The organism is Nonomuraea sp. NPDC050733, from assembly GCF_040654215.1.
GTDB lineage: Bacteria > Actinomycetota > Actinomycetes > Streptosporangiales > Streptosporangiaceae > Nonomuraea.
This window is the reverse complement of sequence record NZ_JBFAHO010000048.1, coordinates 22,024-48,174: the sequence shown is the minus strand read 5'-3', so window position 1 is coordinate 48,174 and position 26,151 is coordinate 22,024. Positions and strand designations below refer to the sequence as shown.

Annotated in this window: 19 protein-coding genes and 1 tRNA gene; 9 read left to right on the top strand and 11 right to left on the bottom strand. The window is 71.2% G+C overall.

What is annotated here, in order from left to right; all coding sequences use genetic code 11:
* Window positions 1-2: 2 nt before the first annotated feature.
* The 3 genes from dapD to AB0H64_RS39705 form a co-directional block, all read right to left on the bottom strand.
* Window positions 3-965 (bottom strand): 2,3,4,5-tetrahydropyridine-2,6-dicarboxylate N-succinyltransferase, encoded by a 963-nt coding sequence (gene dapD / locus AB0H64_RS39715; protein ID WP_357635585.1) that lies wholly within the window; start codon window positions 963-965, stop codon window positions 3-5.
* 78 nt (window positions 966-1,043) lie between these two features.
* Window positions 1,044-1,463: a pyridoxamine 5'-phosphate oxidase family protein gene (locus tag AB0H64_RS39710; RefSeq protein WP_357635583.1), complete on the bottom strand. Its 420-nt coding sequence runs from the start codon at window positions 1,461-1,463 to the stop codon at window positions 1,044-1,046.
* A gap of 267 nt (window positions 1,464-1,730) precedes the next feature.
* A tRNA-Leu gene (locus AB0H64_RS39705) sits at window positions 1,731-1,804 on the bottom strand.
* 115 nt (window positions 1,805-1,919) lie between these two features.
* Between AB0H64_RS39705 and AB0H64_RS39700 the strand changes: the two genes are divergently transcribed.
* Entirely contained in the window at window positions 1,920-2,504 is a 585-nt protein-coding gene (locus AB0H64_RS39700) for a response regulator (RefSeq protein ID WP_357635580.1), read from the top strand.
* 12 nt (window positions 2,505-2,516) lie between these two features.
* Here the strand turns inward: AB0H64_RS39700 and AB0H64_RS39695 are convergent, their stop codons facing one another.
* Window positions 2,517-3,035: a hypothetical protein gene (locus tag AB0H64_RS39695; protein ID WP_357635577.1), complete on the bottom strand. Its 519-nt coding sequence runs from the start codon at window positions 3,033-3,035 to the stop codon at window positions 2,517-2,519.
* A 518-nt stretch (window positions 3,036-3,553) separates the two neighbouring features.
* Here AB0H64_RS39695 and AB0H64_RS39690 point away from each other — a divergent pair.
* Complete coding sequence (locus tag AB0H64_RS39690; RefSeq protein WP_357635575.1) at window positions 3,554-4,849, top strand: ABC transporter substrate-binding protein; 1,296 nt, start codon at window positions 3,554-3,556, stop codon at window positions 4,847-4,849.
* A 75-nt stretch (window positions 4,850-4,924) separates the two neighbouring features.
* Here the strand turns inward: AB0H64_RS39690 and AB0H64_RS39685 are convergent, their stop codons facing one another.
* The 6 genes from AB0H64_RS39685 to AB0H64_RS39660 form a co-directional block, all read right to left on the bottom strand.
* Window positions 4,925-5,365, bottom strand: coding sequence for a hypothetical protein (locus AB0H64_RS39685; protein ID WP_357635573.1), 441 nt, complete (start codon window positions 5,363-5,365; stop codon window positions 4,925-4,927).
* A gap of 75 nt (window positions 5,366-5,440) precedes the next feature.
* Complete coding sequence (locus AB0H64_RS39680) at window positions 5,441-6,175, bottom strand: ABC transporter ATP-binding protein (protein ID WP_357635610.1); 735 nt, start codon at window positions 6,173-6,175, stop codon at window positions 5,441-5,443.
* A 128-nt stretch (window positions 6,176-6,303) separates the two neighbouring features.
* Window positions 6,304-7,266 (bottom strand): ABC transporter ATP-binding protein, encoded by a 963-nt coding sequence (locus AB0H64_RS39675; protein ID WP_357635571.1) that lies wholly within the window; start codon window positions 7,264-7,266, stop codon window positions 6,304-6,306.
* The gene (locus AB0H64_RS39670; protein WP_357635569.1) at window positions 7,256-8,242 is read right to left on the bottom strand and encodes a branched-chain amino acid ABC transporter permease; all 987 of its coding nucleotides are present in this window, start codon (window positions 8,240-8,242) and stop codon (window positions 7,256-7,258) included. Before AB0H64_RS39670 ends, AB0H64_RS39675 begins: the two co-directional genes overlap by 11 nt.
* An 11-nt stretch (window positions 8,243-8,253) precedes the next feature.
* A complete protein-coding gene (locus tag AB0H64_RS39665; RefSeq protein WP_357635567.1) occupies window positions 8,254-9,405 on the bottom strand; it encodes a branched-chain amino acid ABC transporter permease in 1,152 nt (383 codons plus the stop codon).
* 568 nt (window positions 9,406-9,973) lie between these two features.
* Window positions 9,974-10,357 carry a hotdog fold thioesterase gene (locus tag AB0H64_RS39660; RefSeq protein WP_310709484.1) on the bottom strand — a complete coding sequence of 128 codons (384 nt, stop codon included), beginning with the start codon at window positions 10,355-10,357 and terminating at the stop codon, window positions 9,974-9,976.
* A 152-nt stretch (window positions 10,358-10,509) separates the two neighbouring features.
* Between AB0H64_RS39660 and polA the strand changes: the two genes are divergently transcribed.
* From polA to AB0H64_RS39625, 7 genes are all read left to right on the top strand, one after another.
* Complete coding sequence (gene polA, locus AB0H64_RS39655) at window positions 10,510-13,200, top strand: DNA polymerase I (protein ID WP_357635565.1); 2,691 nt, start codon at window positions 10,510-10,512, stop codon at window positions 13,198-13,200.
* Window positions 13,201-13,618: 418 nt separating this feature from the next.
* Window positions 13,619-14,770 carry a polysaccharide deacetylase family protein gene (locus AB0H64_RS39650; protein ID WP_357635563.1) on the top strand — a complete coding sequence of 384 codons (1,152 nt, stop codon included), beginning with the start codon at window positions 13,619-13,621 and terminating at the stop codon, window positions 14,768-14,770.
* A 201-nt stretch (window positions 14,771-14,971) separates the two neighbouring features.
* Window positions 14,972-16,456 carry a 30S ribosomal protein S1 gene (rpsA, locus tag AB0H64_RS39645; protein WP_357635561.1) on the top strand — a complete coding sequence of 495 codons (1,485 nt, stop codon included), beginning with the start codon at window positions 14,972-14,974 and terminating at the stop codon, window positions 16,454-16,456.
* A gap of 541 nt (window positions 16,457-16,997) precedes the next feature.
* Window positions 16,998-18,128 carry an epoxide hydrolase family protein gene (locus tag AB0H64_RS39640; protein WP_357635558.1) on the top strand — a complete coding sequence of 377 codons (1,131 nt, stop codon included), beginning with the start codon at window positions 16,998-17,000 and terminating at the stop codon, window positions 18,126-18,128.
* A 134-nt stretch (window positions 18,129-18,262) separates the two neighbouring features.
* Window positions 18,263-18,709: a GNAT family N-acetyltransferase gene (locus tag AB0H64_RS39635; protein WP_357635555.1), complete on the top strand. Its 447-nt coding sequence runs from the start codon at window positions 18,263-18,265 to the stop codon at window positions 18,707-18,709.
* A gap of 32 nt (window positions 18,710-18,741) precedes the next feature.
* Complete coding sequence (gene coaE, locus AB0H64_RS39630) at window positions 18,742-19,344, top strand: dephospho-CoA kinase (protein WP_357635553.1); 603 nt, start codon at window positions 18,742-18,744, stop codon at window positions 19,342-19,344.
* Between the two features lie 139 nt (window positions 19,345-19,483).
* Window positions 19,484-20,482: a pentapeptide repeat-containing protein gene (locus tag AB0H64_RS39625; protein WP_357635550.1), complete on the top strand. Its 999-nt coding sequence runs from the start codon at window positions 19,484-19,486 to the stop codon at window positions 20,480-20,482.
* A 74-nt stretch (window positions 20,483-20,556) separates the two neighbouring features.
* Here the strand turns inward: AB0H64_RS39625 and AB0H64_RS39620 are convergent, their stop codons facing one another.
* Complete coding sequence (locus AB0H64_RS39620) at window positions 20,557-26,151, bottom strand: TIR domain-containing protein (RefSeq protein ID WP_357635547.1); 5,595 nt, start codon at window positions 26,149-26,151, stop codon at window positions 20,557-20,559.

Below are 26,151 nucleotides of genomic sequence, written 5' to 3'. Positions count from 1 at the left end.
CTTCAGTTCTGGTGCAGGGCCTCGTTCAGCTCGATGCCCCGGCCCGTCCGCGGCACGGCCTCGACGGCGCCCGTCCGGGAGTTCCTGCGCAGCAGCAGCCCGTCGCCGCCTGACAGCTCCCTGGCCTTGACCACGCGACCGTCCGGCAGGCCCACCTTGGTGCCGGCCGTCACGTACAGGCCGGCCTCCACCACGCAGTCGTCGCCCAGCGAGATCCCCACCCCGGCGTTGGCGCCCAGCAGGCAGCGCTCGCCGATGGAGATGACCTCCTTGCCGCCGCCCGACAGGGTGCCCATGATCGACGCGCCGCCGCCCACGTCCGAGCCGTCGCCGACGACCACACCGGCCGAGATGCGGCCCTCCACCATGGAGGCGCCCAGCGTGCCGGCGTTGAAGTTCACGAAGCCCTCGTGCATCACCGTCGTGCCGGCGGCCAGGTGCGCGCCGAGCCGCACCCGGTCGGCGTCGGCGATGCGGACCCCCGCAGGCAGCACGTAGTCGACCATCCGCGGGAACTTGTCCACCCCGTACACCGTGACCGGCCCCCTGGCCCGCAGCCGCAGCCGCGTCCGCTCGAAGCCCTCCACGGAGCACGGCCCGTGGTTGGTCCAGGCGACGTTCGCCAGCACGCCGAAGAGCCCGTCGAGGCTGAGCCCGTGCGGCCTGACCAGGCGGGCCGACAGCAGGTGCAGCCTGAGGTAGGCGTCGTGCGCGTCCGCGGGCGGCTCGGAGAGCTTGGCGATGCCGGTCCGCACCGCCACCACCTCCACGTCCCGCAGCGGGTCGGGCCCGACGAGGGAGGCGAGCTCGCCCGCCTCGGCGGCGTCGAGCCGCTCGGTGCCGGCGGCGGGCGGCTCACCCAGCTCCGGAGCCGGGAACCAGGTGTCGAGGACGGTGCCGTCGGCGGCGACGGTGGCCAGGCCGATGCCGTACGCGCCGGTCACGGTGGGGTCGATAGCAGTCACGCGCCTCAAAATACCCTCACCCGGAGGGGCGCGGCGGACGCGGGGGACACCGGCGGGGCCGGTGACGGCCGAGGGGGCTCACACGGCGCCGAGATCGGCGGACAGCCAGCGTTCGGGCCGCATCCGGAACGTCACCAGCGCCCGCGTGTCCGAGCCGCCCACGTACCCGGGCAGCGCGTCGGCCGGAAGGTACCGGGCGGCGATCAGGGTGAGATCGTCCAGGGTCGTGGGGCTGGAGCCGACGACGGGCCCCTCGACCGAGACGTACCGGTAGGTCGGGCTGGCGCGCTGGACCAGCAGCGAGAAGCGGCCGGCCTTGCCGATCAGCCTGGCCTTGACCGAGTCGCCGCCGGTGAGGAACCACACCTCGCCGCCGGGGCTGTAGGCGTACCAGACGGGCACGGTCAGCGGCGCCCGCCCGGCCCCGGCCTCCACCGACAGCGCGGCGATGTGCGCCCCGGCCAGGAAAGCCTGCCGCTCCGTCTCACTGAGCGCCATCGGCCTCACCTCCTGCCAGCTACATCACCGCTGCCGCCAATCCCTACGCATGCCCCAGAAGCCACAAAAGCCCCATATTTGTACGTTTCCGCGAGGTTTTACCGAGACATGGGCGGTCGCGAACACTTCGGCCCGGCGGCCACCGTGCACGCGGCGCGGACGCGCGTACTGGACGCGGAACCCGCCACCGTCGAGTCCGCCCGGAACGACAGAACCGTCCGGAACGACAGAACCGCCCGGCGTCATCGACCGAGCGGTTCGTCAGGGTGCCTCGGGTGGGACTCGAACCCACACTGCGCGGGTTTTGAATCCGCTTCCTCTGCCAATTGGGATACCGAGGCAAGAATCCGGACAAGTCCAGATCATTCGTCTCGCACGGCCAAAGCGTAGCCCAACTCGGCGGCCGGCCAGCACCGACGTGGCTCTAATCTAGCGGACGTCTGTACTCTTCTGCTCGTGAGTACGCAGCGGCGAGTGGTGATCGCGGAAGACGAGGCACTGATCCGTCTCGATCTCAAGGAGATGCTCGAGGAGGACGGCTACGTCGTCGTCGGGGAGGCGGGCGACGGTGAGCAGGCCATCAGACTGGCCGCCGAGCTCAAGCCCGACCTGGTCATCCTCGACGTCAAGATGCCCGTCCTGGACGGCATCTCCGCCGCCGAGCGGATCGCGGCCGAGCGGATCGCGCCCTGCCTCATCCTGACCGCCTTCTCCCAGCGTGACCTGGTCGAGCGGGCCAGGGACGCCGGGGCCATGGCCTACCTCGTCAAGCCGTTCACCAAGGCCGACCTCGTGCCCGCCATCGAGATGGCCGTCAGCCGGCACGAGGAGATGGTGGCGCTGAGCGCGGAGGTCTCCGGCCTCTCCGAACGGCTGGAGACCCGCAAGCTGGTCGAGCGGGCCAAGGGGCTGCTCATGGCGGCCCACGGGTGGACCGAGCCGCAGGCGTTCCGCTGGATCCAGAAGGCGTCCATGGACCGCAGGCTGAGCATGCGCGAGGTCGCGCAGATCGTCATCGACGACGCCGCCACCCGGTCCTGAGCCGGGCCCGGGTCACTTCTTCAGGCCGCACACCTCGAGCGCGTAGTCGATCAGCTGCTTCTGCCGGTCGGCCGGCGGCTGCACGATGACCACGCGCTCCTCGCCGCCGTCCACCGAGGCCCGTACGGGGAACAGGAACGCCTTCTTGGCCTCGGCGAACGCGTGCGGATCGCACCGGCCGGGCGACAGCGCGATCGGCGCCTCGGCCCTCGTGGCGCCCGCCGCCAGCACCACCAGCGGCTTGGACCCCCGGGCCGGCGTGACCATGTAGTGCGTCGTGCCGTCGACGGAGCCGACCGTCACCTTGCCGGCGCCGCGCCTGGTCAGCACGAGCGTGCCCCGCATGAGGTCGCCGTCCCGCTGCCACACCGGCCCGAACGCGATGTCGGCCGCCTGCCCGACCAGGTACGCCGAGCACTCGTCGTGCAGCAGCCTGGCCAGCAGCGGGTCCGGGTGCGGCACCGGGAAGAGCACCCTGCGCAGCGGCTCCGAGCCGGTGCGGACGCGCGCCGCGACAGTCGCCGGCCGCACCTCGGGCAGCCCCTCGGGAGAGCAGTTCGCCGCACCGTAGGGAATGCGGAGATCGGTGCGCTCAGTGTGACGGATGGTGGCGTCCTTGCTTTCCGGGGGAAGGATTTTGAATGACGGCGAGACCAGTTGGACATCCGCGAAATACACCGGTGTGTCCGTGGTATTGCGGACAGCGACCTCCAGGGCGTGGGCGGGCTCGTCGGAGCGCCATTGGGCCAGGGAGACGGAGACCCCATAGGGTGGCCTTGACGAGGGTTCGGCCGGCTCGCCGGGGCCACCGCAACCCGACAGCATGACCACCATGACCAGGGGGACCCTGATGTGCTTCACTTCTCGCACATTAGGCAACCTTGAGCGGCTCTCGTAAGTTGAGGACTGATTACGACTCCGCATCCAAGTGCCGACAGTTCAGGGCGGGATCTGGTTCCAGGCCATGGTGGTTTTGTACGTTTCCGTCATTCGATCGGGAACGTCGGCGGTGCTGACCGATCCCGGCCTGCAGATGAAGGAGACACTTCATGGTCCGCATTGCTCCCGTGGGGCGGGCGCTGGCTGTTGCTGCTGCCGCCAGCCTCGCTCTTACGGCTTGCGGTGGTGGCAGCGACACCGCCACTCAGCCGTCCGAGTCCGCGGCGGCGCCGTCCTCCGCGGCCCCCGCGGCTAAGGGTGACGGCACGCTCACGCTTGGCACGCTACTGCCGCAGACGGGCTCGCTGGCCTTCCTCGGCCCGCCTGAGATCGCGGGCGTGGACGCGGCGATCAAGGAGATCAACGAGGCCGGCGGCGTGCTCGGCAAGCCGGTGGTCAAGTACGACACCGACTCGGGTGACACGACCACCAACATCGCCTCGCAGTCCGTGGACAAGCTGCTGGCGCAGAAGGCCGACGCCATCATCGGTGCGGCGTCCTCGTCGGTGTCGGAGTCGGTGATCGACAAGATCACGGGTGCCGGTGTGATCCAGTTCTCGCCCGCCAACACCTCCGACAAGTTCACCACCATCGAGGACAAGGGCCTCTACTTCCGGACGTCCCCGCCGGACAAGCTGCAGGGCCGCGTGCTGGGTGACCTCGTGGTGGCCGACGGCAACGACACGGTCGGCATCCTCGCGATGCAGGACTCGTACGGCACGGGCCTGGCCGACCAGGTCTCCAAGACCGTCACCGACTCGGGTGGCCAGGTCGTCGAGCGCGTCGACTACGACCCGAAGGCCGCCGACTTCTCCGCCGACGTGGCGAAGATCAAGGCCAAGAACCCGAAGGGCATCGTGCTCATCGGCTTCGAGGAGACCTCCAAGGTCGTGCAGGAGCTGATCAAGCAGGGCATGCCGGCCAGCAAGTACAAGTGGTACATGGTCGACGGCAACACCTCCAACACCAACTACGAGAAGATGCCCAAGGGCACGCTGACCGGTGTGAAGGGCACGATCCCGGGAGCCGCGGCTCCGGAGGAGTTCCAGAAGAAGCTCACGACCATCAACCCCAAGCTCGAGGACTTCAGCTACGGCCCCGAGTCGTACGACGCCACCAACCTGCTCGCGCTGGCCGCCGAGGCCGCCAAGAGCGACGCGGGCACCGACATCGCCGCGAAGCTGTCCGAGGTCAGCAAGGGCGGCGAGAAGTGCAACGACTTCAAGTCGTGCGTCGAGCTGCTGAAGGCCGGCAAGGACATCGACTACGAGGGCGTCAGCGGCCCGGTCGAGTTCAACGACGCCGGTGACCCCGCGGTCGCCACGATCGGCATCTACCAGTACGGCGACAACAACAAGTACGCCACCAAGGCGCTCGAGTACCGCACCGGCAACATCGCCAGCTGACGATACGCCTGAGCCACGAAGAGGGCCCGGTCCGCTCGGACCGGGCCCTCTTGGGCGTCCGGCCCCGGCGAGGGACTAGGCGCAGCCGGTCCTGATCCGGTCGGCGGCGGCCCGGTACCGCTTCAGCAGCGCCACCTTCCGCGGGCGGGGCACGTCCGCCTTGGACAGGCCCGCCGTCGCCGTCTCGACGTCCCGTACGGCGGGCGCCAGCGAGTCGGGCAGGGCGGGGCCGTACTGGAGGGTGATGCCCCGGGCCTCGGCCAGGCGGCCCAGCACGGCGTCCTCGAAGTACTGGTCGTCCTCCTGGCCCCGGGGCTTCAGCAGGAGGTCGGCGTAGCCGATGGCGGACACGACCCGCGCGCACGGGTCGTCGGTGGGGTCGCCGCCCGTGCTGTACCTGCCGGCGGAGGCGGCGGGCGTGTGCTGGCAGGCGGCGACGATCGACAGGAGCGGCACGAGCAGCGCGGTCGCGGCGACTCGTCGCACGGCGTCGTTGAACACTGCGTCATTGGGCACATGGTCATTAAAACGGCGGAGGGGCCCCCAGGGGAGCCCCTCCGCCGTCGTACGTGAGAAACCGTTACGTCCTCGCTACGCCTTGGCCAGGGTGCCGAGGTACAGCTCGATCACCTTGGGGTCGTTGGCGAGCTGACGGCCGGTGCCGGTGTAGGCGTTGCGGCCCTGGTCCAGGACGTAGCCGCGGTGGCAGATCTGCAGGCAGCGCCGGGCGTTCTGCTCGACCATGATGACCGTGACGCCCGCCTTGTTGATCTGCTGGGCCTGGATGAACACCAGGTCCTGCAGCTTGGGCGACAGGCCGGCCGACGGCTCGTCGAGCAGCAGCACCGACGGCTCGGTCATGAGCGCCCGCGCCATGGCCACCATCTGCCGCTCGCCGCCCGACAGGGAGCCGGCGCGCTGCTTGCGCCGCTCCTTGAGGGCGGGGAACAGCTCGGCGACGAACTCGAAGCGCTCCTTGAACTTGCCGGGCACCTGGAAGGCGCCCATCTCCAGGTTCTCCTCGATGGTGAGGCTGGGGAAGACGTTGTTGGTCTGCGGGACGTAGCCCACGCCGCGCGAGACCAGCTGGTGCGCCTTCATGTTGGTGATGTCCTCACCCTTCAGCAGCACCGTGCCGCTGCGGATGTTGACGAGCCCGAACATGGCCTTGAGCAGCGTCGACTTGCCGGCGCCGTTGGGGCCGATGATGCCGATCAGCTCGCCGTCGCCGACGTACAGGTCGGAGCCGTTGAGGATGTTGACGCCCGGCAGGTAGCCGGCGATCAGCTCGTCGCAGCGGAGCACGGCGCTCTCCGCGCCCTTCAGATGGGCGCTGCGGTCGGTGACCGCCTGCTTGGACGCCTCGCCCGCCGACGCCGTCACGGGGGACGTGGCGGCGCTCTGGGGGGCCTCCTGAGCGGTCTGCTCGGGCTCGGAGGACTCGGGGACGGTGTTCACTTCTGAGTCTCCTCCTCGATCTCGGCCTCGAGCGCCGCCTCCGCCTGCTGGAGCTGCTCCTCCAGCTCCGTCTCCGACAGCGGCGCGTCGTGGTGCGCGCCCAGGTAGGCGTCGATGACGCGCGGGTCGGACATGATGGTGTCCGGCGGGCCCTCGGCGATCACCGAGCCCTGGGCCATGACGATGACCCAGTCGCTGATGTCGCGGACCATGTCCATGTCATGCTCGACGAACAGCACGGTCATACCCTGCTCGCGCAGGTTCTTGACGTGGCCGAGCAGCGACTGGGTGAGCGCCGGGTTGACGCCGGCCATGGGCTCGTCGAGCATGACCAGCTCGGGCTGGACCATGAGCGCGCGGGCCATCTCCAGCAGCTTGCGCTGGCCGCCCGACAGCGAGCCGGCGAAGTCGTCGCGCTTGGCGTCGAGCTTGAACCTGGCGAGCAGCTCCTCGGCCCGCTCGGTGATCTCGTCCTCCTGCGCGCGCCAGAGGCTCGGCACGAGCGCCCGGAAGAAGCCCTCGCCCTTCTGCTGCTGGGCGCCCAGCCGCATGTTCTCCATCACCGTGAGCCGCGACAGGGCCTTGGTGAGCTGGAAGGTGCGGACCATGCCGGCGCGCGCCACCTTGTGGGCGGGCACGCCGTTCATCGCGCGGCCGTTGAACGTCCACTGGCCGGAGTCCGCGGTGTCGAAGCCGGTGAGCTGGTTGAAGAAGGTCGTCTTGCCCGCGCCGTTGGGGCCGATCAGCGCGGTGATGGAGCCGCGCTGGATCTCGACGTGCTCCACCTCGACGGCGGTCAGGCCGCCGAAGCGGCGCACCACCTTGTCGATCACCAGGATCGGGTCGGGCTTGGGCACGCCCGGGTCGCGGGCGAGGTCCTTGAACGCGGCCTGGGCCTCGGACTTGCGGCCGGTCGCCGCCGTCACGGTGCCGCCGTCGGCATGGGTTTCAGCGTGCATCGATTGCAATCTCCCTCTTGTCCCCGAAGATGCCCTGTGGCCGGTAGACGAGCAAGAGGACGAGTCCCACGCCGACCAGGAGGAAGCGGACGGGGCCCACCTGGGTGGGCTCCATGAAGGGCAGGTAGCCCGCCTCGACCGCGCCGCTGAGCACGCCGTTGACCAGGACCAGCAGCACCCAGAAGATCATCGAGCCGACGACGGGGCCGAGGACGCGCGCCGCGCCGCCGAGGATGACGATCGTGTAGGCGAAGAAGGTGGTCTCGGTGCCGAAGATGTCGGGCTGCACCGAGGCGAACGCCAGACCGTAGATGAAGCCGCCCAGCGAGCCGATGACGCCGCCCAGGATCAGCGACTGCATCTTGTACGAGAAGATGTTCTTGCCGAGGCTGCGCACCGCGTCCTCGTCCTCGCGGATGGCCTTGAGCACCCGGCCCCACGGGCTCTTCATCAGCAGGTACACGATGAGGCAGGACAGGCCGATGAGCACCCAGCCGACCAGCAGCACCCAGGTCACCCGGTGGTTGAAGGTGAACCAGCCGAAGCCGTAGTCGCCCTCGGGGAGCGGGTTGAGCGCGTAGAAGCCCTCGGAGAAGCCGCGCTGGCCGTCGGAGCCGCCGAAGACGTCCTTGAACGCCACCGACCGGAAGACGAGCCGGATGATCTCGGCGGCGGCGATGGTGACGATGGCCAGGTAGTCGGCCCGCAGCCGCAGCGTCGGGATGCCGAGGATGACGGCCAGCAGGACGGCGGCCAGCAGGCCGACGCCGATGCCGATCCAGAAGGGCAGGCCGAGCACGGTGACGGTGACCGCCAGTCCGTAGCCCGCCACGGCCATGAACGCCGACTGCCCGAAGTTCAGCAGGCCCGTGTACCCGAAGTGGACGTTGATGCCGATGGCGGCGAGCGCGTAGAGCACCGTCTCGACGCCTACGGCGGCCTTGACGGTGGTGGAGATGATCGTTACCCAGTCCATGGTTCCCCCCGTCAGCCGATCCGCTCTCGGCGGCCCAGGATGCCCTGCGGCCGGAAGAGGAGCACGATGATGAGCACCGCCAGCGCGCCGACGGACTTGAGCTCCGGCGGCACCCACAGGGTGGACAGCTGGATGAACAGGCCGACGATGAGCGAGCCGACGAGCGCGCCGAACGCGGTGCCGAGACCGCCGAGCGTGACGCCGGCGAAGATGAGCAGCAGGATGTCCTGGCCCATCGTGTACTTCAGGTTCTGCGACAGGCCGAGCATGATGCCGGCCAGCGCGGCGATGGCGCCGCCCATGGTCCAGATGATGCGGATGACCCGGTCGACGTTGATGCCCGAGGAGGAGGCCAGCGCCGGGTTGTCGGCGACGGCGCGGGCGGCCTTGCCGGTGCGGGTGCGCAGCAGCGCGAAGCCGACCACGACGAGGACGAGCAGCTCGATGCCCATGGCGACGAAGTTCTTGGGCGCCGCCGAGATCGGGCCGATCTCGATGCCGGGCTGGGCGGTGTACTGGGCGTACGCCTCGTTCTGGCCGCCGAAGAAGATGAGGAAGACATAGCGCAGGAAGAGCGCCACGCCGATCGAGATGATCATCATGGCGATGGTGCCGGTGCCCCGTTTGCGCAGCTGTCCCCAGAAGAACCTGTCCTGCGCGTAGCCGAGGCCGCCCGCGAGGATCACCGCGATCACCGCGGCGGGGATGAGGTGCACGCCCATGCCGACGTTGACGGCGTAGGCCAGGATGGCGCCGAGCGTGACCAGCTCGCCGTGCGCGAAGTTGGTCAGGCCGGTGGTGCCGTAGATGAGTGAGAGGCCGAGCGCCGCGAGCGCGATGATGAGGCCCAGGTTGAGGCCCTCGAAGGCGAGCTGCGCCGCCTGCGTCCAGAAGCCGCTCTGGCCGGCCGCCTCCTCCGCGGGCTGGCCCGGAGCCCCCTTGGCCTGCAGCGCGAACAGCGCGGTGGACATGTTGCCCTCGTACACGCTCAGGGTGCGGACGTTGCTCCCGCCCCGGACCGCCGCGTTCTTGGGCAGCGTGGCGACATCCAGCGTGACCTTGTATCTGCCGGGCTTGTCCACCGGCACCTGCCACGTACCTTGCGCGTTACTGGTGACCTCCGCCACGGGTTGTCCGCTCTCGGTGGTCACGACGATCTTCACGCCGTTCACTGGCTGGCCTTGGAATGTGAGTGTCCCTCTCAGGCCCTGGTCCGCCGCGGCCGCGTGGGCCGGGGCGGTGAGCAGGAGGACGAGTCCACTCAGAAAGGCCGTGAACGCGATCACGGCTCTGCGCAATGGTGCTCCCTCTATAGGTCAAGGGGGGTGTGGGTTCCCCTCCATCTCGACACGCGTGCATCGCAGGCACAACTGGATGCTGTTGCGGGAGCTTATTGCGGGAAGGAGTGCCTTACTATCGTCCGTCACCAATTAGTGACATGTGCGTGTCGCAGGCGTGAGCAAACAACGTAGCAGGTCAAGTGGTGAATAGCCGCTAACGTGACGCGCGTCGTGCGACGGGACAGTGACACAGTGCCCCCCTGGGCGGAGGCTCGCGGGCCGGGACTTCGGGCCCGGAACGAGAACGAGCCCGAGGGGCGACCTTTGGGACCGTGCGGGGCTTCCCCGGCCTCACACGTTATCTACTCGGTCACCCCTGCGGGCTCTGCTCTGGCACAACGGTAGCGACCCACGGGGCCCCTGCGCAAAGGGAGACGTGAGCGCGTGGCGCTCAACGATCGCGCAACATGCAGGTCAAACGAGACGTGCAGACGAGTCGTCCCTGGTCGTCGGTGATCTCGATGTGGTACGTCGCCAGCGTCCGGCCGCCGTGCAGCCGCGTCGCCACGCCGGTCACGTGGCCGGAGGTGGCGGAGCGGTGGTGGGTGGCGTTGATCTCGATGCCGACCGCGATGCGCTCCGGGCCCGCGTGGAGCGCCGCGCCCACCGAGCCGAGCGTCTCGGCCAGCACCGCGGACGCGCCGCCGTGCAGCAGCCCGTACGGCTGCGTGTTGCCCTCCACCGGCATGCGGCCCACCACCCGCTCCGGGGCGGCCTCGACGAACTCGATGCCCATGCGGTGGGGGAGCGTCCCTTCGTGGACCGCCGTGAACATGCTGATCATGGCGGGGTCCGGCTGTGCCGACTCGGCGGGGTCCGGCAGTGCCGACTCGGCGGGGTCCGTCTGCGTCAAGAGGAGGCCTCCAGTCTTTCCGGCAGTCTTCAGGGCTCGGGTTTTCTGTCGCAGTCGCAGACTAGGCTGCGGGTGTGGCGAAAGTTGAAGTGACCCCCAGCCGACCGTGCCTGCTGCTGCTCGACGGGCACTCCTTGGCCTACCGCGCCTTCTACGCGCTGAAGGACGCCAACCTGATGACCACCGATGGTCAGCACACCGAGGCGGTCTACGGGTTCACCTCGATGCTGACCAACATCCTGCGCGACGAGCAGCCCTCGCACGTGGCCGTGGCCTTCGACCGGTCCGAGCCCACGTTCCGGCACGAGGAGTACTCCGCGTACAAGGCCAACCGGAGCGAGACCCCGGAGGACTTCCGCGGCCAGATGCAGCTCATCTACGAGCTGCTCGACACGCTCCGCATCCCGCACCTGTCCAAGGCCGGCTTCGAGGCCGACGACCTGATCGCCACGCTGGCCACGCGCGCCTCCGCCGAGGGCATGAACGTCCTCGTCGTCACCGGCGACCGCGACGCGCTCCAGCTCGTCGACGAGCGCGTCACCGTGCTCATGACCCGCCGCGGCATCAGCGACATGACCCGGTTCACGCCGGAGGCGGTCGAGGAGAAGTACGGCCTGACGCCCGTCCAGTACCCCGACTTCGCGGCGCTGCGCGGCGACCCCAGCGACAACCTGCTCAGCATCCCCAGCGTGGGGGAGAAGACCGCGGCCAAGTGGGTGCGCGAGTTCGGCTCCCTGACGGCGCTGGTCGACCGGGTCGACGAGGTCAAGGGCAAGGTGGGCGACAAGCTGCGCGAGCACGTCGCCCAGGTCCTCATGAACCGCCGGCTCACCGAGCTGCTGCGCGACGTGCCCCTGGAGGTCGAGCTGACCGACCTCAAGCAGGGCGCCTGGGAGCGCGAGGAGGTCAACAAGCTCTTCGACACCCTGCAGATCCGCGGCGAGCTGCGCGAGCGCGTCTTCAAGACGCTCGGCACCGGCGAGCGCGAGCCCGACCAGGGCTTCGAGGTCGAGACCGTCATCCTCGGCCCCGACCGGGTGGCCGGCTGGCTGGCCGCGATGCCCGCGGGCCGCGCCGGGCTCGCCTTCCGCGGCTCCTACGGCCGCGGCACCGGCCGCGTCGACGCCATCGCGGTGGCCTCGCCCGACGGCACGGCCGCCCACATCGACCCGGTCAAGCTCACCGAGGCCGACGAGAGCGCGCTGCGCGCCTGGCTGGAGGACGAGAGCCGGCCCAAGGCCGTCCACGACGCCAAGGGGCCGATCCTCGCCCTGTGGGCGCAGGGGATGACCCTGCGCGGGCTCTCCTGCGACACCGCCCTGGCCGCCTACCTCGCCATGCCGGGGCAGCGCACGTTCACGCTGGAGGACCTCGCCCGCCGCTACCTCAACCGCGACCTGCGGGCCGAGGAGGAGCCCGGCGGTCAGGCCGCGCTGTTCGGCGACGACGAGGACGCCCCGGCCAAGGACCTCGCGCTGCGCGCCCACGCCGTCCGCGAGCTGGCCGAGGCCCTGGAGGGCTTCCTGGCCGGGCGCGGCGGCACCCAGCTGCTGGCCGACGTGGAGCTGCCGCTGGTGACCGTGCTGGCCGAGATGGAGCGGGCCGGCATCGCCGTCGACAGCGCGTACTTCACCGGCCTGGAGGCCGAGTTCGGCGCCGCGGTCAAGCACGCCACCGAGGAGGCCCACCGGGTCGTCGGCGAGCAGTTCAACCTCGGCTCGCCCAAGCAGCTCCAGGAGATCCTCTTCGTCCGGCTCAACCTGCCCAAGACCAAGAAGATCAAGACGGGCTACAGCACGGACGCCGACCAGCTCGCCTGGCTCGTCACGCAGACCGAGCACGAGCTGCCCACGATCATGCTGCGCCACCGCGACCAGCAGAAGCTGCGCACCACCGTCGAGGGGCTCATCAAGGAGATCGCCGACGACGGGCGCATCCACACCACCTTCAACCAGATCATCGCCGCCACCGGCCGGCTGTCGTCGGAGAAGCCCAACCTCCAGAACATCCCGATCCGCACCGCCGAGGGCCGCCGCATCCGGCAGGGCTTCGTGGTGGGGGAGGGCTACGAGACGCTGCTCACCGCCGACTACAGCCAGATCGAGCTGCGCATCATGGCGCACCTGTCCGGCGACGAGTCGCTGATCGCGGCCTTCGAGTCCGGCCACGACTTCCACCAGGCCACCGCGGCGCGCGTCTTCGGCCTGCCGCCGGAGCAGGTCGACGGCGAGCTGCGGGCGCGCATCAAGGCGATGAACTACGGCCTGGCCTACGGGCTGTCCGACTTCGGGCTGTCCACCCAGCTCAACATTCCGGTGGCCGAGGCGCGGGCGCTCAAGGAGGAGTACTTCCAGGAGTTCGGCGGCGTGCGCGACTTCCTGCAGGACATCGTCCGCCAGGCGCGCACCGACGGCTACACCGAGACCATCATGGGCCGCCGCCGCTACCTGCCCGACCTGACCAGCGACAACCGCCAGCGCCGCGAGATGGCCGAGCGGATGGCGCTCAACGCCCCCATCCAGGGCTCGGCGGCCGACATCATCAAGGTCGCCATGCTGCACGTCCGCCAGGCCATCGCCGAGGAGGGCCTGGCCTCGCGGATGCTGCTGCAGGTCCACGACGAGCTGGTGTTCGAGGTGGCGCCCGGCGAGCTGGAGGCGCTCAGGCAGCTCGTCTGCGACCAGATGAACGCCGCCTACCACCTGCGGCTGCCGCTGGAGGTCTCGGTCGGCGTGGGCCGCACCTGGGAGGACGCAGGCCACTGACCCACCCCGGCCTCCCCGGGCGCCGCCCGCTCCGGGCGCTGCGTCCGCTCCGTGCGCTCGGCCGGGTCGCCGTCCGCTCTGAACGCTCCATGTGCTCGGCCGGGACCTCGGCGAACTCATGGAAGCCGTGCCGGGAGATCTCGAAGGACCGGGCCCGCTGTCCGAGCCGCGGCGAGCGCGCATGTACGCGCCATGTGCGCGGCCGGACAGATCTCCGACACCGGGCGGCCTGCGGGCGGCGTCCGGCAGAGGTCCGAACCAAAGCGGCTGTCCGGTTGTCTGAGTAACAGGCGCCGCTTCCCTTCACGGCTGTTTCACCCGTGTATGGCCGGGAAGTGGGGCCTCTGTACGGAGGGCCGTTCTCCGGGCGGCTCTGCACTACCCTGAAATTCAGGTCCCCCGAGTGCACGGGAGTTCTGTGCGGTCAGTCTCGTCCCTCCCCCCGATCGTCGGCCCCCTCATCGGCGTCGCGAACGTCGTGGTGATGGCCGTGGCCGTCGTCGGGCTGACGGTCGTCCCCTCCTCCGGTGAGCCCGTCCCGCGGCCTCAGGCGGCCCTGGCGGCGCCGCCGACCGAGCAGCCGCCCCAGGACCCCACCGCCCCCGCCGGGACGCCCTCACCGGGCCCCTCGCCGTCCTCGACGGCCGGGCAGCCGCCCGGGGTGGCGGCCACGCCAGAGTTCGCCCGCCAGGTGAAGGCCAACGAGGCCGGCATGGTGCCGGTGCTGATGTACCACCGCATCATCGCCAAGCGCCACGCCTCCATCGACCGCACCCCCAAGCAGCTCCGGCAGGAGCTGGAGGCGCTGGCCAAGCGGGGCTACGTGCCGATCACGGCCGCCGAGTTCGCCACCGGCGACATCCGGGTGCCCGCCGGGCGCTTCCCCGTCGTGCTGACCTTCGACGACGGCCACGAGAGCCACTTCAGGCTGGACGCCTCCGGCAACCCCGTGCCGGACACCGCCGCGGGGGTCATCCTCGACGTGGCCCGGCGCTATCCGTCGTTCCGGCCCACGGCCACGTTCTGGGTCAACCGCGAGCCGTTCGGGCTGCGTGACGAGGCGGCGCAGGCGGCGGCCGTGCGCTGGCTGGTCGGCCACGGGTTCGAGGTGGCCAACCACACCTGGTCCCACCCCAACCTCGGCGTGCTGTCGAAGAAGAAGGTCCAGAAGCAGATCGGCAGGGTCCAGCGGATGCTGGAGAAGCTCGGCGCGGGCACGCCGCGGACGCTCGCCCTGCCCTTCGGGGTGGCGCCGCACCCGCGCGGGCTGGCCCGCACCGGGAAGTGGGACGGCACGCGTTACGACTTCGCGGGGGTCTTCCTGGCCGGGGCGGAGCCGTCGCGTTCGCCCTACGCGAAAAATTTCACGCGCGGCGCGATCCAGCGCATCCAGAGCAACGGCAAGAAGGGCGAGTGCCGGAAGTGGTGCTCGCAGTACTGGCTGGAATGGCTGGACAAGCACGCCGGTGAGCGTTACGTGTCCGACGGCGACCCGAGCCGGATCTCCATCCCGTCGCGACTTCGGGGTAATATCGACGCCAAGTGGAACGGCCGTGTCAACGCCTATTGATCAGGCCACGCGTCCCTTGGATTGACCCGATGCTCCTGGTCTCATATGCTGATCGCTGCGCTGTGGGCTCGCGCGCGCCTCAGACGGAGCGGGCTCGCGCTCGGTCACGTCGATGTCGTAACTCCTCGGCTTGATGCGGAAGAGGGCCTGCCGCGCGTCCGCCACATCGACATCCTGTCCGCGTTCGGAGCAATTCCACACATGACGTCCAGCACTGAGGCCACCTCGAGCACCCCGCAGGTAGCGGTCAACGACATCGGGTCCGAGGAAGCCTTCCTCGCCGCGATCGATGAGACCATCAAGTACTTCAACGACGGCGACATCGTCGAGGGCACCGTCGTCAAGGTCGATCGAGACGAGGTCCTTCTCGATATCGGCTACAAGACCGAGGGTGTCATTCCCTCGCGCGAGCTTTCGATCAAGCACGATGTCGATCCTGCTGACGTCGTGGAGGTCGGCGAGCACGTCGAAGCCCTGGTTCTCCAGAAGGAGGACAAGGAGGGCCGCCTGATCCTGTCCAAGAAGCGCGCTCAGTACGAGCGGGCTTGGGGCACGATCGAGAAGATCAAGGACGAGGACGGCATCGTCACCGGCACCGTCATCGAGGTCGTCAAGGGTGGTCTCATCCTCGACATCGGCCTCCGTGGCTTCCTTCCGGCGTCCCTGGTCGAGATGCGCCGTGTCCGCGACCTGCAGCCGTACGTCGGCCGCGAGCTCGAGGCGAAGATCATCGAGCTCGACAAGAACCGCAACAACGTGGTTCTGTCGCGTCGTGCCTGGCTTGAGCAGACGCAGTCCGAGGTTCGCCAGACGTTCCTCAACACCCTCCAGAAGGGTCAGGTCCGCAAGGGCGTCGTCTCCTCGATCGTCAACTTCGGCGCGTTCGTGGACCTCGGCGGCGTCGACGGCCTGGTCCACGTGTCCGAGCTGTCCTGGAAGCACATCGACCACCCCTCCGAGGTCGTCGAGGTCGGCCAGGAGGTCACGGTCGAGGTCCTCGACGTCGACATGGAGCGCGAGCGCGTCTCCCTGTCGCTCAAGGCCACCCAGGAAGACCCGTGGCAGCAGTTCGCCCGCACCCACCAGATCGGCCAGGTCGTGCCGGGCCGCGTCACCAAGCTGGTGCCGTTCGGCGCGTTCGTCCGGGTCGAGGAGGGCATCGAGGGCCTGGTCCACATCTCCGAGCTGGCCGAGCGCCACGTGGAGATTCCGGAGCAGGTCGTCCAGGTCGGCGACGAGATCTTCGTGAAGATCATCGACATCGACCTCGACCGCCGTCGCATCAGCCTCTCGCTGAAGCAGGCCAACGAGGGTGTCAGCGGCGCCGAGGTCGAGTTCGACCCGACGCTGTACGGCATGGCGGCGACCTACGACGACCAGGGCAACTACATCTACCCGGAGGGCTTCGACCCGGAGACCGGGGAGTGGCTCGAGGGCTTCGACAAGCAGCGCGAGGAGTGGGAGCGGCAGTACGCCGAGGCCCAGACTCGCTTCGAGGCCCACAAGAAGCAGATCGAGGAGGCCCGCAAGGCCGAGGCGGAGGCCGGCGAGGCCGCTCCCTCGACCTACACCGGCGAGTCCGCGGCTCCGTCGAGCAGCTCCTCCTCCGCTCCGGCCGGTGGCGCCCTCGCCTCCGACGAGGCGCTCGCGGCTCTGCGCGAGAAGCTCGCCGGCGGTCAGAGCTGAGGTAGTAGCCGGCGCGCAGGCAAGTCCTGACGCAGGCAAGTTCTGAGGGAAGCCCCGCACGGATCATCCGTGCGGGGCTTCCCGCGTTCCGGCCCGCTTCCGCCGGCGGCCCGGTCGTATCGCTGACCACGCTCGGGGCTTCTCTGTTGTGAGATCTTGCTTCGACAGCGGAAATGATCACGAGAGCCGCGGCCCTCACGACCGGCTGCGTGCCGGCTACCGCGAGCGGGCTTCACGCACGGTGGCGGCGTCGCCGTCACGGGCGCACCCGGGCAGCGCGACGGACCGATCACCTGGGCCGGCCGCTGCGAACGGCCGCTCCAGGGCGGGTAGAGCGGTGCCAAAGCCATGCCCGAGCGTGATCACCATGAAGGCGGCTCGTTCTGACGCGGCGCACGGACACGCGGGCCCGTTCCGCGAGTTGTTCCTGGGCGAGCAGCAGGCGGCCTTCCATGGCCCCCCTTGATGTCGGAGAGCCCGTCTGACGGAAGGCCGGAGATTGCGGAACGAAATGTTCCGCAATGGTTCCTAGTGTGGGACCATGAAGCCCTTCCTGATCGACGTCCCCCAAGCCGACCTCGACGACCTGCGTGACCGTCTGCGCCGCACCCGCTGGGCCGGGCAGTTGCCCGGTGGCTGGAGCAGGGGCGTCCCGGTGGACCACCTGCGCGAGCTGGCCGCGTACTGGGCCGACGGCTTCGACTGGCGGGCGCAGGAGGCGCGGCTCAACGGGTGGCCGCAGTTCACCACCGAGATCGACGGACAGACGATCCACTTCGCGCACGTACGCTCGCCCGAGCCCTGCGCGCTGCCGCTGCTCCTCACCCACAGCTGGCCCAACTCCGTCGCCGAGTTCCTGGACGTCATGGGCCCGCTCACCGACCCTCGCGCCCATGGGCTCGACCCCGCCGTCGCATTTCACGTGGTGGCGCCGTCCCTGCCCGGCTTCGGCTTCTCGCCGTTCCCCGAACCCGCCGACGAGCGGCCGTGGAGCATCGAGCGCGTGGCCCGTACCTGGGCCGAGCTGATGGGCCGGCTCGGTTACCGGCGTTACGGCGCGCACGGCAACGACGCCGGGGCGGTGGTGACGCCCCGGCTGGCCCTCCTCGACGCCGAGCACGTGATCGGCTCGCACATCACGGCCGGTCTCGGCATCCCCACCGGCGACCCGGCCGAGCTGGACGGCGCCGGCGCCGAGGAGCTGGCGGAGCTGGCGGAGCTGGGACGGGCGATCGCGGGGCAGAGCGGTTACGGCCCGTACCTGGCCGCCCGGCCGCAGACCCTCGCCCACGGGTTCGCCGACTCGCCGGTGGCGCAGCTCGCGTACCTGGTGGAGAGGTTCAAGGAGTTCGACGGCTGGCCCACCGGCGAGGTGGCCGAGCCGATCGCACGCGACCTGCTGCTCACCAACGCCAGCATCTACTGGCTGACCGGCACCGGCGGGTCGTCGTCGTGGACCTACTACGAGGGTGCGGCCGGGATGCCGATCGACCAGACCGCCGTGCCGACCGGCGTGTCCCACACGGCCATCCCGCTGATGCGGCGCGTCGCCGAACGCAAGAACAAGATCATCCACTGGGGTGGTCACCGGAGCCCCAGCCACATGGTGGCCATGGCGGCGCCGGAGTCGCTGGTGGAGAGCCTGCGGACATTCTTCGGCATGCTCGCCTGACGGGCATGCTCGCCTGACGGGCGTGCCGGCCTGACGGGCAGGGCCGCGCGGCAGGCTGGGCCGTCGGGGCGGTGGGGCCGGGAGCGTGCGCGGGACTGTGCACAGCGTCAGGGGCCTCGGCTAGGGTGCTGGGCGTGGAGATCCAGCGGGCCGAGGAGGCCGACGCGGGCGAGATTCTCACGGTGCAGCGGGCCGCGTACGTCACCGAGGCCCAGCTCTACGGCGATCCGTTCATCCCGCCCCTCGTCGAGTCCCTCCAGCAGGTCCGCGCGGCCATCCGCGACGGCGTCGTGCTCAAGGCCGTCGACGCGGGGCGGGTCGTCGGGTCCGTGCGTGGCCGCCTGTCCGGCGCCACCTGCCGGGTCGGGCGGCTCGTCGTAGCCCCCGACCGGCAGGGTGAGGGGCTGGGCACCGCTCTGTTACGGGCGCTGCACGAGCAGGTGCCGGAGGCGTCGGCGTTCGACCTGTTCACCGGCCACCTGTCCGACGGCAACCTGCGGCTCTACCGCCGCCTCGGCTACCGGGAGACCCGCCGCGAGCGCATGGACGACCACCTGACGCTGGTCCATCTGCGGCGGTGAGCGCGGACGAGGAGGCTGGATAGGCTTTGCGGGTGCTGAAGATCGGATTGACCGGCGGCATCGGGTCGGGCAAGAGCGAGGTGTCGCGGCGGCTGGCCGCCAGAGGCGCCGTGGTGATCGACGCTGACAAGATCGCCCGTGAGGTCGTCGAGCCGGGCACGCCGGGGCTGGCGCGGGTGGTGGCGGCGTTCGGCGAGGAGGTGCTGCGGCCCGACGGCTCGCTCGATCGGGAGAAACTGGGCTCGATCGTCTTCCACGACCCAGACCGGCTCGCCGCGCTCAACGCGATCGTGCATCCCCTCGTGGGGGAGCGGGTCGCGGAGCTGCAGGGGCAGGCGGCCGACGACGCGATCGTGGTGTACGACGTGCCGCTGCTGGCCGAGAACAAGCTGGCTCCGATGTACGACGTGGTGATCGTCGTGGACGCCGCCGACGAGGTCCGCGTCGCCCGTCTGGCCGAGCACCGCGGCATGCCCGAGAGCGACGCCCGGGCCCGCATCGCCGCCCAGGCCGGACGCGACGAGCGGCTCGCGGTCGCGCACATCGTCATCCCGAACGAGGGCACGCTCGACGAGCTGGCGACCAGGGTGGCCGAGGTGTGGGACGACCTCCTGCACCGGGCCGCCCGCGGCTGACGGGGCAGGCGTTCCTGGCCGGGACACGGCCGGGCGTCCGCGGACGATCGTGAGCCGGGGGCTCGGAGCCGGCGCGAACGACGCTGTTCACCGCGCCGGTAGGATGTGCGGGAGTTCGGTTCGGGGGGCGGGGCGGTACATGTCGGTCGGGCACACGGGCCAGGAGGCCGGGGCGCAGGGCGTTCGCCCGGCACCGGATCGACCGGAGCTGCGGGCCGGCTGCGGGAGCTGTTTCGCCCTGTGCTGCGTGGCCCTGCCGTTCGCCAGATCCGCCGACTTCGCCGTCGACAAGGGCGCCGGCCGGCCCTGCCACAACCTCCAGGACGACTTCCGGTGCGGCATCCACCAGCACCTCCGCCAGGAGGGATACCCGGGCTGCACGGTGTACGACTGCTTCGGCGCGGGCCAGAAGGTCTCCCAGATCACCTTCGGCGGGCAGGACTGGCGGAGCGCGCCGGGCACGGCCGGGCGGATGTTCGCGGTGTTCCCCGTCGTGCGGCAGCTCCACGAGCTGCTGTGGTACCTCACGGAGGCGCTGGCGCTGCCCGATGCCGCGCCGGCGCACGACGAGGTCCGGCGGGCGCGGGACGAGATCGACGCGCTCACCCGGCTCGGCCCGGAGGCGCTGGCCGAGCTCGACGTGGCCGCGCGGCGCGCCGAGGTCAACCCGCTGCTGCTGCGCGTGAGCGAGCTCGTACGGGCACCCGCGCGGGCGACCGGACAGGGACGTGACCGCGGGAAGGACCGGCGGGGCGCGGACCTCATCGGGGCCCGCCTGCGGGGAGCCGACCTGCACGGCGCCGACCTGCGGGGCGCCTACCTCATCGGGGCCGACCTCAGGGGAGCGGACCTGAGGCTGGCGGACCTGATCGGAGCCGACCTCAGAGGGGCCGACCTCGCCGGGGCCGACCTCAGGGGCAGCGTCTTCCTGACCCAGCCGCAGCTCAACTCGGCCCGCGGCGACGCCGCCACGAAGATCCCGCCGACGCTCACCCGTCCCGCGCACTGGGGCGCGGAGGAGGCCGGACGCACGGGCGGCCGTGCCCAGCGGCACGACGGGCCGTCCAACGCCCAGGGCGGGCCCGTACGGCGCCGCGGCGGGCGGCCGAAGGGGCGGGGCGGCAAGGGGAAGGGCTGACCCCGCCAGGCCCTTACGAGGCCCCTCAGGCCCCGCCAAGCCCCTCACCGAGGCTCAGTCAGAGGCCCGAGCGGTCAGAACGGGCTGTCGAGGGGCACCGGGCGGACGTCCGGCAGGTACGGGTCCAGCTCCCCCGGCTCGAACCTCGACATCCCGATCACGTGCCAGAACTGTCCCGCCACCTCCCCCTCCACCTTGTACCGGCCGCCCGGCGACAGCGCCGCCCATCCCTCCGGTAAACCGAGCAGCGTGGCGTGGCGGCTCTCGCCTCTCCACAGGATCACCACGCCGTCGTCCCCGGCCGTGGCCAGCAGGTCCGGGTCGGACGGGCTGTAGGCGACCGACCACACCCGCCGCGTGTGCCCCTTCAGCGAGTGGAGCAGCCGCCCGGTGATCGTGTCCCACACGCGTACGGTCAGGTCGTCGCCGCCGGTCGCCAGGCGCTCCCCGGTGAGGTCGAAGGCGACCGACCACAGCCGCCCGGTGTGCTCCTCCAGGGTGTGCCTGAGCACCGGCTGCCAGGGCCGGCCGGGCCGCAGCTCCCACACCCGCGCCATGCCGTCGTTGCTGGCGCTGGCCAGGTAGCGGCCCGACGGCGAGAAGACGACCGCGTACACCCGGTCGGTGTGCCCTTCGAGGGTGGCCACCCGGTCACCGGACTCGACGTGCCAGATGCGGACCAGCCGGTCGTCGCAGCCCGTCGCCACGTACCGGCCGTCCGGGCTGAACGCGATCGAACGGACCCGGCCCCGGTGGTCGGCCAGGTCGCTGACCATGCGGCCGGTCGCGCGGTACCACACGCGCACGCTGTCGTCGTCGTTGGCGGTGGCCAGGAGCGTGCCGTCGGGGCTGAACGCCTCGGCCCACACGTGGTCGGTCTCGGCGTTGAGCTCGCGCTCGTACTCGCCGGTGATGGCGTTCCAGAAGTGCACGCCGCCGTCGTTGCTGGAGGTGGCGAGCACGGGGCCGGCCGGTGAGAACAGCGCGGAGACCAGCCGGTCCGCGGTGCCCGTGAACTCGCGCAGCCGCCGGCCCGTGGCCGCCTCCCACACGCGTACGACACCGTCGTTGCCGCTGGTGGCGAGCATGGTGCCGTCGGCGCTGAAGCGGACCGAGGAGATGCGCCTGCCGTGGCCGCGCAGGACCCGCTGGCACTTGCCGGTCGGCGGGTCCCACAGGCGCACGGTGCCGTCGTTGCTGCTGGTGGCGAGCTGCTGGCCGTCGGGGCGGTAGGCGAACGGCCAGACGGAGCTGCGGTGGCCGGTCAGCTCGACGCGGGCCGTGCCGCCCGTCTCCTGGAGACGGACGACGCCGCCGGAGTCGCCGCTGGCGAGGGTGCGCCCGTCGGGGCTGAACGTCACCTGGTAGACGCTCGCGGAGTGGACCGTGTGCGGGCCGCGCGGCTCGGCCGCGACCGGGTCCCACAGGCGTACGGCGCCGGCCGTGTCGCCGGTCGCGAGCAGCGTGCCGTCGGGGGAGAAGGCGACGCAGTAGACGGACCCGGCGTGGCCGGTGAGCGCGCCGCGCAGCGTCCACGTCGCGGTGTCCCACAGGCGTACGGTGCCCGCCTCGTCGCCGGTGGCCAGCAGGCTGCCGTCCGGGCTGTGGACCGCCCGGTAGACGGAGCCGCCATGGCCGTCGAGGGTGGCCACCACGTCGCCGGAGCCGAGGTCCCAGACGCGCACCACGCCCGCGGAGTCGCCCGTCACCAGCTCCGCGTGCCCGAACGAGGCCGTGTAGATGGGCGCCTGGTGCCCGGCCAGGCGGTGCGCCTCGCGGCCGGTGGCGGTCTCCCAGACGCGGACGATCCCGTCGGCGCCGCCCGCGGCCACCAGCTCTCCGCCGCGGCCGAGCCGTACCGGCCACACCCCGTCGGGGTGGCCCTCCAGCCGGCGCAGCAGTGTGCCGGTCACGGCGTCCCACAGCAGCACGCTGCCGTCGCTCGCGCCGGAGGCGAGCAGGTCGCCGGCGAAGGTGACGGCGTAGACGCGGCCGTGGTGGCCCTGCAGGGTGCGCGCGGGGGAGCCGCCCACGCAGAGCAGCACGCCGCCGTCCTCGTTGCCGATGGCGATCGTCGTGCCGTCGGGGCTGTAGGCGATGGGCTCGGGCAGCCGGCTGGTCTGGAAGTGGTAGCCGTACGGGACGCCGATGGCGGCGGGCGCGAGCTGGATCTCGACCGGTGTGCCGGGCACCACGGCGGCGCCCGGCAGCTCCGGCAGCGTGCCGGTGACGTGGATGAGCGCCGCCCGGTGCCAGCGGGCGCCCTCGGCGGTCACGTCGCTCAGGTCGGTGTGGATGAGCCGGGCGCCGGACAGGTCGGCGCCCCGCAGGTCGGCCCCGGTCAGCAGGGCTCCGTCGAGCCGGGCCCCGGTGAGCCTGGCGTCGCGCAGCACGGCCTTGGACAGGTTGGTGCGGGCGAGCGTCGTCTCCGACAGGTCGGCGCCGGTCAGGTCGACCTCCTGCAGGTCGCGCTCCGACAGGTCCTCGCCCTTGAAGTTGGCGCCGCGCAGGTCGGCCTGCGCGGGGGTGCGCAGCCGTCCCGCGATCTTGACGGCGTTGGCCCCGGCGTGGTGCCCGGGGGGCGGGTCGTTCAGCCACGCCCGCAGGGCCCGTACGTCGGCCAGGTCGCACAGGAACTCGACGCTCAGCGGCGTCAGCGGCCCCCGCGTCAGCGTCACCGGGTCGTCGAGGGTGTCGGCGACGTGCCGGGCCACCAGCCACTCCATGACCGAGGAGTGGATGAACCCGAACATGCCCTCCTCGGTGCGGACCAGCAGGCTGCCCGAGCCCATCGCGTACGCGGTGTGCGCGGCCGACAACTGGCCGCCCGCCAGGTCCGTCAGCGTCTCGGCGAACTCGGTCAGCTCCTCCACGCCGAGCAGCGCCTCGCCCGACTCCCACAGGCGCAGCGCCAGCGCCGTCACCGCCTGCCACAGCTCGGCCAGGCTCAGACCGGAGGCCGAGCCGGGCAGCGCCGTCCGCCGCTCCTCGAACATCAGCCACGACGTCAGGATCTCCTGGTAGAGCAGGGCGGGGCTGGTGGTGTGGCGGGCCCGGACCACGGTGTGCAGCCGCTCGGCGTCGAGGTCGGCGATGAAGCTCAGCATGCGCGGGTTCTGCGCCAGGTCGAGCAGGTCCTCGATGCTCTCCAGCAGCGACATGCGCGCCGCCGCCTCGTCGCCGTCGTCGTAGCGGTTGGCCAGGTAGGAGTTGATCTGGTCGCGGGAGAAGTTCTCGACGGCGAGCAGCCGCCGCTGGGGCAGCACCCCGACCATCTCGCCGAGCGAGCGCAGCACCTGCCCGTGCGACCTGAAGTGCTGGGTGCGGCTGGCGACCACGATCTTCGCCTTGTCCTCGGCCGCGGCGAGCAGGGTCGCCAGGTGGTCGGCGGCCCGGTCGTAGGTGAGCCGGGCGACCAGCTCGTCGAAGCCGTCGAACAGCAGCACGATGCGCCCCTGCCGGAGCAGGTAGCGGAACGCCTTGAGGTCGATGAGCTCCTCGCCGTGGGTGGCCAGGTGGGCCGCCACGAGCGCGTCCACCGAGTGCGACTTGTCCAGCGCCCGCAGCTCGATGAAGATCGGCGTCAGGTGGGGCAGCTCGGCCGGGATGCGCCGGGCCAGCTCGCGCAGCGCGAACGTCTTGCCGTGGCCGAAGTCGCCGAGCAGCAGCATGAACCGGCCGTGGTCGCTGGCGAGCAGCCGCATCAGCTCGTCGGTGAGCCCGTTCTTGACCGGGTGGCCGGGCCGGTCCAGCTCGCGGTAGCGCTGGGGGACGTACAGCCCCGGCGGGTAGCGGCGGTCGCCGGCCAGCCGGGCGGTCTGCTCGGCCACGTAGCCGGACAGGTCGAGCAGCCCCTGGAACTCGGTGAAGCTGCGCAGCAGCACCCCTCTGCGCAGGAACGCGTCGCGCAGCGCGCGCTCGGGGGGCGGCCCCTGGTAGACCAGCTCGCCCTGCAGCCCGGCCGCGTGGGCCTGCCGGGCGAACGCCTCGGCGGCGGCCTCGTCGACCCGGCCCACGTGCGCGCCGATCATGGTCAGCCGGACGAACCCGTCGTCGGGGTGGGTGACGACGACATGGGTGGGGAAGCGGCGGATGCGCGCGCGCTCGTGCCGGGCCTCGCACACCTCGGCGATCCGGTCGAGCAGCAGCTCGACCGGGCTGGGCTCGCGCTCCGGCGGCTCCTGGCGGGGCCGCGGCACCTGCGGGGTCTCGCCGGTGAACGGGGCGCGGGCGGCCCGCCAGCTCCGCGAGGCCCGCCGGGGCTCCTGGTCGGGCACCCACGTGCGGACGCCGCCGGGCATGATCTCGACGACGTGGTGGCGGCCCGGCCGGGGCGCCACCACGGCCGCCTCGCCGTTCTCCTCCGGGCCCTGGGCGCGGCCGGCGCCGTGGAAGAGCAGGTTGAGCCGGTGTGACAGCAGGCGGTCGAACATGGGCGCGTCGCGCAGCGCCGACGGCGGGTGGCCCATCGCGCCCAGCCGCAGCCACTCGCTCTCCTCGTACGGCCGCAGCCGCTCGGCGAACCAGGCCGCCTGCGCCTCGCCGATCTGCGCGTACGCGTCGCGCTCCAGGTGACTCATGGCCATGGTGGAGTTGAGCCCGGCCACGACCACCTTGAGGTCGGGCACCTGGAACAGCGTCCACGGCTGCCCGCCGTCGAAGACCCGGTCGTCCAGCCCCTGGTAGACCTCGTCGAACAGCCCGGCGAAGTGGCGCCACTTCGGCCAGTACGGCGGCTGCGGGCTGACGTCGTCGGCCTCACAGGTCATGAAGTAGGCATTGGCGGCGGCCTTGGTGACATCGCGCGGGCCCGGCACGAGGATGAGGCGGTGCGGCTCCAGCCCGAGCAACTGCCGCAGGTCCGTGACGAACCGGGTGGCCTGCCCGAACTGCCCGAGGCTGCCCGACTCGGTCAGGTCGCCGCTGACCACGATGAGGTCGGGCCGTGGCATGCCCCGGTCGTACATGGAGGTGAGGTCCGCCCAGATGCGCGCCTGCATGTCCTCCGGGGTGAACGGCTCACCCGGGTCGGGCAGCGCCCGGCCGAAGCGGGGCCCGCCGACGTGCAGCACGCTCAGCGACTCTCGCCGGTGGTCGGGGCCGGTCGCCGGCGGGAACTTGGGGGCGGTCACCGGCGTGCGGCGGGCCCGGGAGCGCTCGGCCGGGGCGGGCAGCGTCGGGGCGGGCGCCTGCGCGCCGGCGTGGGCGCCGGTGGGGAAGGCGGGCGGCACGTCGGGCTTGGCCCGGCCGGCCAGCGCCTCGCCGACGCGGCCGAGCAGCCGCGCCCTGGCCTGGCCGGCGTCGGTCACGCCGAGCAGGTCGACCCAGGTGATCGTGGACAGCAGTCCCTCCAGTTGGACGTCCTCCAGCCGGATCGTGACCAGCTTGCGCGAGGGGTCGTCGGGGTCGGCGCGCAGCGCGGCCTGCCACTCCAGGCGCCCGTAGCGGGAGGTGAGGTAGTGGCGCGAGAGCACGGCCACGACGAGCTGCGCCTCGCTGACGCCACGATCCATGAAGTCGATGAAGTTCGTCCCGGGGACGAAGTCCCACGCCTGGATCATGGTCTTGTACCCGGCGGCCTCCAGCTCCCACGCGATCCACGTCGCCCACGCCGTGTCGGCGGGGGAGTAGCTGACGAAGATCTCGGTCGGCCTGCCGTCGCGTGACAT